The organism is Streptomyces mexicanus (assembly GCF_902506575.1).
Taxonomy (GTDB): domain Bacteria; phylum Actinomycetota; class Actinomycetes; order Streptomycetales; family Streptomycetaceae; genus Streptomyces; species Streptomyces mexicanus.
Genome location: NZ_LR732553.1, coordinates 1 through 7,546 on the forward strand (window position 1 = coordinate 1; position 7,546 = coordinate 7,546).

General features: G+C 70.7%; 4 protein-coding genes and 1 pseudogene. All 5 read left to right on the forward strand.

Annotated elements, in window-relative coordinates:
• The first annotated feature begins 14 nt into the window (after positions 1–14).
• Positions 15–527, forward strand: a complete 513-nt coding sequence (locus GV126_RS32165; protein WP_159674455.1) for a type VII secretion system-associated protein — start codon at positions 15–17, stop codon at positions 525–527.
• Between the two features lie 64 nt (positions 528–591).
• On the forward strand, positions 592–4,023 hold the full coding sequence (locus tag GV126_RS32170; RefSeq protein ID WP_159674457.1) for an AAWKG family protein: 3,432 nt from the start codon (positions 592–594) through the stop codon (positions 4,021–4,023).
• 174 nt (positions 4,024–4,197) lie between these two features.
• Positions 4,198–4,653, forward strand: coding sequence for a YbaB/EbfC family nucleoid-associated protein (locus GV126_RS32175; protein ID WP_159674459.1), 456 nt, complete (start codon positions 4,198–4,200; stop codon positions 4,651–4,653).
• Positions 4,654–4,655: 2 nt separating this feature from the next.
• A complete protein-coding gene (locus GV126_RS32180; RefSeq protein WP_159674461.1) occupies positions 4,656–5,009 on the forward strand; it encodes a hypothetical protein in 354 nt (117 codons plus the stop codon).
• A 66-nt stretch (positions 5,010–5,075) separates the two neighbouring features.
• Positions 5,076–7,546 (forward strand): annotated as a pseudogene (locus GV126_RS32185) (hypothetical protein); the annotation flags it as partial.

Here is a 7,546-nt window from a genome sequence, read left to right on the forward strand (position 1 = left end):
CCCAAGGACGGTCCGTGTCCGATCTGACGCATCTCGACCTCAAGGAACTGCAGAGCTTCCACGATCACGAGGCGGACGACGCCCTCAAGGCCGCACGCTCCTACCGCAACGACGACGCGCACGGAGTCCGACCGCTGGGCCATCTGGTCGACGGTCACACCACGCCGGACAACCTCGCCCAGGACCAGCAGCTGCTGCGCATCGGCGACATGGCCACGAAGGCGCTGGTGTCCGGCCCGACGCTGCTCGACGACGTGAAGACCGCGGCGACCGCCATCGACAAGCTCCTCGCCGACCAGGAGACGTTCTTCACGGACCTGAAGGACGCCCTGCAGCAGACGATCGACAAAATGAAGAAGACCAATCAGCAGAACCTGGACGCGATCGACGCCCAGACCCTGCTGCAGATCTTCTCGGACGTGGACACGGACACCTCCGGGCAGAGCGGAACCACGCAGGGCACGGGCGGCAGCACGGGCAGCACCAGCGGCAGCGGCACGTCCCAGGGCAGCAGCGGCGACAGCTGAGGCGGATCCGAGGGCGTCAGGCGCCCTCGGCCGATGACGAGCAGCGGATCGGGAGGAACTCGCGGTGGCCGATGAGGGCGACGACGCCAAGGGCAGCGTCGAGAAGTACGTCGACGACAAGTCCAAGGAGAAGGTCCACAAGTACGAGGACGGCACCCCCAAGGACGACGACGGCGACACCTGGGCCAACCTCGTGGCACACCTGACGGGCTATCCCATGCCCAAGCGCTCCACGCTCTTCGAGAAACTCACCTCGGACCACGGCGGCCCGCTGTTCCGCATGGACTTCCAGGACCACGACGTGGCGGAGGTCCTCAAGTCCGGTTTCGAGGTGAACAGCGGTGAGGACTACGACATCTGGTTCTTCACCGGGCCCGGCAACGCCCGCCTGAAGCAGGCCCGCATCGTCTTCGAGGGAACCGCGCAGGACAAGGACGGCCACATCATCTGGGCCGACACCTCGGGCAAGACCGCGGCGGACGTCAAGGCGGGCGTGGGCGGCGAGTTCACGGACTACAACAAGGACACGATGAGCAACGAGGACCTGTTCCGTTACATGAACGGGCCTCGCACCGCGTTGCTCGACCTGTTCGGCGGGGGCACCACCCACACCAGTTTCGGCGGCCGCAGCGTACCGGACGCGTCCGCCGTCGACCTCAAGACCTTCGACGCCACGGGGGACTCCTTCGATCGCGCGGCCAAGTTCTTCAAGGACTACGCGACGATCATCAAGGGCTGGGAGGACGCCCTCGGCAAGGACGACGCCGTCTGGAAGGGCGAGTCCGCGGACATCTTCCGCAGTCTGCTGACCAAGACCCGGGAGAACTACGAGGCGTACATCGACACCTTCAACGGCTCCGGAGACCAGGTCGGCCAGGGTCAGACCGTGTACTCCCGGGCACTGTCCCAGGCGAAGGTCGCCCTGCAACTGGCCGCGCAACGGCTGCTGGACGCGTGGCAGAAATGGGCCCAGTCGGACTACTACGAGCCGATCCGTGTCCTGGGGTACGTGCTGGACGACCTGGCGCGCTGGGTCGAGGACAACAACGTCAAGAAGACCAAGGTCTACGCTTCGACGACCTACAACGGAGTCTGGTACTACGCCAGGACGGAGGACGGTTTCACACAGAACCACCCCAAGTACGGGGACCTCGCGGACAAGTCGTCCTGGAAGAAGGTCGGCGAGGAAGCGGTCCGCATCTGGAACCAGGCCGTGGACGAGTACCTCGTCAAGCCCGCGGCCACCGTCCAGTCCGACCTGAACAACACGTTCCTCGACCTCGGCAGGCAGTTCACCGACCACATCCCCAAGCCGAAGACGACCAGCACCGCCGCCACCGACTACGACAAGAAGAAGACCGAGGAGGAGAACAAGAGGATCGAGGAGGAGAACAAGAAGCTGAAGGACGAGTACGAGCAGGACAAGAAGGACGCCGAGGCCAAGGAGAAGGACGCCCAGGACAAGGCCGACGAGCAGTCCGAACATCTGCAGGACGCCCTGGACAAGCTGGGCGACGCCAACAACGACCAGTCGGAACACCTGCAGGACGCCCTGGACAAACTCGGGGACGCCAACAACGACCAGACAGAGCACCTGCAGGACGCCCTCGACAAACTCGGCGACGCAAACGGCGCGGGTGCCGGCGCGGACGGCGGCGCCGTACCCACCCTGCCGCGCACCGAGTTGGCCCTCGACAGCCTGGGCAGCGGCGGAGACGGCGGCCTCGGCACCGACGGCTCCACCGTCCCGACCACCACCTCGCTCGGCACCCTCGACGGCCTCAACGGCAGCGGAGGTGCCGGCGCGGACGGCGGTACCCTACCCACCCTGCCGCGCACCGAGTTGGCCCTGGACACCCCGGGCGGAGACGGTGACGGCGGCGGCCTCGGCACGGACAGCGCCTTCGTGCCGACCACCACCTCGCTCGGCACCCTCGACGGCCTCAACGGCGGCAACACGCGCACCGCCGGCCAGAAACAAGACACCGACGCCCTCAGGCGCACCCTGCTTCCCCTCGACGACGCTCCCACCGGGATCCGGACGCCGACCGGTGGCCTCACCTCGCTGAGCGGGGGCGACTTCGCCACCACCTTCCCGGACGGCAGCAGCGCCTCCTTCGACCCGCGGACCGGGATGCTCACCTCCGTGGACCCCACCGGACTGACCAGCGCGACCGACCTCACCCACGGCGCCGCCGTCAGCAACCCCGACGGGTCCGTCACCCGCCTGGAGAACGGCCGGCTGACCACGCAGTTCCCGGACGGCAGCAAGCAGGTCGTCGACCCCGACACCGGGATCGTCACCACCACCGACCCGGCTGGCCGCACCACCACGACGGATCTCGGCAGTCTCCAGGGCCTCAACGACAACACCCGCAGCGACAGCGGCCTCCACGGCGCCGGAGCGCCGACCGACTCCGGCGACCTGCGCGACCGGGTCGTCACCCAGTCACTCGGCGACCTGGGCGACCTCCCCGGCCTCGGCCACCACGGCACCACGGGACTCCAGACGCCGACCGGTGGCCACCTCGCCCTGAACGACGGCGACTTCGCCACCACCTACCCGGACGGCAGCAGCACCTCCTTCGATCCGGACACCGGGATGCTGACCTCCGTCGGTCCGAACGGACGCACCATCGCCACCGACCTCACGCACGGGGCCTCGGTCACCAACCCCGACGGGTCCACGACCAGCCTCGACCACGGGCAGCTCACCACGCGGTTCCCGGACGGCAGCAAGCAGGTCGTCGACCCCGACACCGGGATCGTCACCACCACCGACCCAGCGGGCCGCACCACCACCGACCTCCGCGATCTCGGTGGCCTCGGCGGCCTCGACGACAGCGGCAGCACGGTTCCGGACAACCTCACCGACCGGGTCGTCACCCTGCCGACGAGCGGGCCCGGCGCTGCCACGAGTATGAGCGGCATGAAGGACCTCGGCACCCTGAGGGACCTTAACGTCCCGTCGTCCCTGGGGTCGCCGGGCGGTTCCGCGTCCGGTGGGTCCGGTGGATCCGTGGCACTGGGCGGCACGGACACCGCACGCGCCACGGCACTGGGGGACATCGGCTCCGCCGGCACGGATTCCGGCAGCGGCGCGGCGAACGTGTCCGGTCCGCCGGTCGTGACGGCCGCGAGCGGGCAGGCGACCGGCTCACCGGGGATGCCGATGATGCCGATGAGCGGCATGGGCACGGGCGGTGACAAGGGGTCCCACACAGAACGGGTGCGCGCCGTGCTCACCGACTCGCTGGAGGAGAGCAGACGCCGCACCGGCACCGCTCGGCACGGTCATTGGGGCGGTGACGACGAGGACGACACGTTTCTGGCGCCCGTCTCGCGCCCGGCCACCACGAGCGGCCGTGCCGGCGAGGAGACACCGGGCACCGCGCCCCAGGTGCGGACCGCCGGGAGCTCCTCGTATCAGGTGGACGACGACACGGACGTATGGGGCACCGACGAGGGTGGCGCACCGGCCGTCATCGGCCGCTGACCGCCGGCGGGACCGCGGCGGGGGGGGCAGGTCACGGCCGTGCCCGAATCCGCCGCGACACCGGCAGCGGTTACGATGCGGACCCGGCTCAATGGGCCGTTCCACAGGCGGAGTTGCGGACTGCCGAGGGAGCGGTCGCGGCGGCGGGAGACGAGGCAAGGAGAGAACGCGGCGGTGACGGAATCGCTGGAGCAGCGCATCGAGCGGGCCATGGCCGAACTCAGGGCCACGCAGGAGGCGGTCGCCCGCACCGAGAAGGAGCTGCGCAACGCCTCCTACGGCGCTGTGTCCTCCGACCGGGCGGTGCGCGTCACCGTGGGCCCACAGGGGGAACTGAGCGGACTGGAGTTCCTGGACGGCAAGTACCGCCGCATGTCGCCGCAGGAGCTGGCGGCCAGCGTGCTGGAGGCGGCGCACCTGGCGCGGGTGGAGATGGGCCGGAACGTGATGCGGGCCATGGCGCCCTTCACCGAGGGGAACGCGAACGTGCCGGAGCTGAAGGGCCTGGAGGTGGACTGGATGAAGCTTTTCGGACCCGAGGTGCTGGAGGACCCGGACCGGCCGGCCGGCAAACGGCGTGGCGCGGGCGCGCCCTGGCGGGACGCGCTGGGTGAGGACGGTGAGGACTAGCCGTGTCGGAGCGCTACTACGGCGACCCGCGCCGCATCCAGGCGGGTACGGAGCAACTGAGGCAGATCGCGGACCTGGCCCGCAGCATCACCGCGGACTTCCTGGACGAGATCAGTGCGACCGTGGACTGGCCGGGCACGAGCGACGACTTCGCGCAGAAGGTGCGCCCGAAGGAGCAGCAGGAGCGTCAGACCGCCAAGGACACCTGTACCGCGATCCGGGACGCCATCGTCGGCATCACCGAGGGAACCCTGCAGAACCTCGAGTCGATGACCCGGGTCCGCGACCAGGCGCTGGAGGCCATCGGGAAGCAGACCAACCAGGTCGAGAGCGTCGGGGACCATGGCCGTCGCTGAGCAGCGCGCCGGCTCGCACGGCGCCGCCCCGCGCCGGGCCCGGTCGGAGGGGAAGGCCGTGCACGGGTGAGCATCAAGGCGTCTCCCGAGGTGAACGCGATGCTGTTCATCCTCACCGGGGAGCGGCTGCTCCAAGCCGACGAGGACCTGGCCTACGACAGCCGGCAACCCTACGCGCGGCTGGGCAAGCGCGTGCGCGAACTGTCCGGGCTCATCGAGTCCTCGGTGCGGGACATCGCGCAGTCCATGCCGGAGGACGTGGCCCGCGAGTACGTCCGCGCGATGAATCTGCTCATCGACGACGGCGGCAAGAACCTCCTGCGCGACTTCGGCACCCAGTTGGACGCGATCGCCGACGGCCGGGTCAAGACCTCCATGGACATCATGGAGGCGAAATGGCAGGTGATCGCCGAAGTCGTCCGCCTGCTGATCGAGATCGCCTTCTATCTGGCGATGTCGTTCTTCACGGGCGGCGCCTCGCTGACGCAGATCGCGCTGGCCAAGGCACGCAGCCGGCTGCTCGTCCTGACCACGCTCAGCCACCTGCTGGAGCGGACGCATCTGATGCCGTCGCTGACGGAGGCGCTGGAAGAGGCGTTCACCACCTTCGCGGTGCGGCTCGCCATGATGGTGGGTGCCCCGGACGGGCGGCGCCCGGGCGGCTTCGACTGGAAGCAGATCCTCCAGGACGGCCTGTTCGGCCTCGCGGTCGGATTCTTCGACAGTGTGTTCCGCGACATCGCCCACGGCATCCTCAAGGGATACGACAAGACGTTCTACAAGAGCCCTCCGGATCTCGACTTCAAGGGCTCCTCCAAGACCGGTCCGGACGTGCCGACGAACAGGCCGGACCTGTTCCACGACGGCGGGGACCTGCCCAAGGACGGACCCGGCACGCACCGGTCCGGTGCCGACGCGGGCAGTGGCGGGTCCGACCTGCCGGGCGGCGGACACCTCACCGCCGGCCCACCGCCCGGCACGGCCGCCACGACGGGCCACCACCTCGTGAAGGAGGGCGGCGACTTCCTCGCCTCCGGCGGCGCCGAGTCGCTCGCCGAACTCCTGATCAACGGGTCCACCAGCTGGTCCACCTTCGTCGGGGCGGGCGTCAGCGACCGGGTGGGCACGGCCCTGAACGCCGGTGCCGTCAACACCGGCAACGCGCTGCGCGACCTCGTGACGCGGCTGCGGGGCATGGACACCCACGTCGGCACAGGCGGGACGACGGGTGGGCACCAGGACGCGTCGCCACCGCCGGACGGGGGGCCGACGGCGCACGAGGTCCCCTCGACGGCCGCGCAGTCCGCCGGTGGCGTCGTCCCCGCGGCAGGGCCGGGAAACACCGGGCAGGGCACCGGAGCGGTGGAGCACGGCCTGTGGCAGCGGGTGCACACCGGTTCGCCGGAGGTACGGGAGCAGGCTCTCGACTCCCTCGCCGCGCAGCGCGGCGGACAGCGGCCCACGGCCGTGGAGACCGACGTCCGCGCAGCGCTGCACCAGGGCCTGGGCGGCGTTCCGGAGCTGCGGGTGGTCGCGGGCGGGCGAGGGCCCGTGACGCAGGCCGATGTCCAGCATGTGCGCGACGCCCTGAGCGGTCTGGGCCCCGACGTGCGCACTCGGCCGTTCCCCACCGGAGCCGGGACGGAGACCGGCCAGGCGGTCGACACGATCGGCCAGGGGTCCACCTCCCTCACGGGTGCCGGCGAGCACCGGAACACCGGACCGGCCTTCACCGGAGGTCCGGACACCCCGGAACTCTCCGGTTCGTCCCACGGGCCCGCTCCCGCACCCCGTTCCGCGCCGCTTCCCCGGTCCGGCGCCGCGCCGGTGGCCACGGACGGCCGCGTGGACGGCGACGCCCCCGCTTCTGCGGACGTTGCCGTGAACCCGCGGGTGGACACCGCGACCGGGTCGGCCGGTGTCGCGGACAGCCCTGCGGAGGGTGGGAGCCGGCAGTTCGCTCCGCCCGGTGCGGGCGACGCCGCAGCCGGTGCGCTCCCCACGTCCGGCACCCCCACGACCGGCACCTCCACGTCCGGCATCCCCACGAGCGGCACCCCCACGAGCGGCACCCCCACGAGCGGCACCCCCACGACCGGGCAGCAGAACGCACCGGCGTCGTCGGGCGGCACCGACGCCACGGGCGGTGGGTCCGTACGCGATTCCGGTCCCATGGACGGCGGGTCCGTACACAGTTCCGGTCCCACGAACGGTGGCGTCGTGCAGAGTTCCGGTCCCACGGACGGTGGGGCCGTGCAGAGTTCCGGCCACACCACGGCCGCCGACGGGCCCACGGCCGGTGCCGACACACCGACGACCGTCGAGGCCAACAGCACCGGACGCACCACCGGTCCCGCCGACTCGCACACCGGGGACGGCGGGCCGCAGGTCAGCGGCACCGGGCCGCAGGGGCGGTCGGGCCCGCTGACCGTGATCCTGTCCGACGGCCCGCTGCCGTACGGTGACCAGGACGCGGCGGCACGGCTGCTGGACACTTCGGGGGCCGACCGTGCCATGGTGCTCGGTCCTCCCCCACC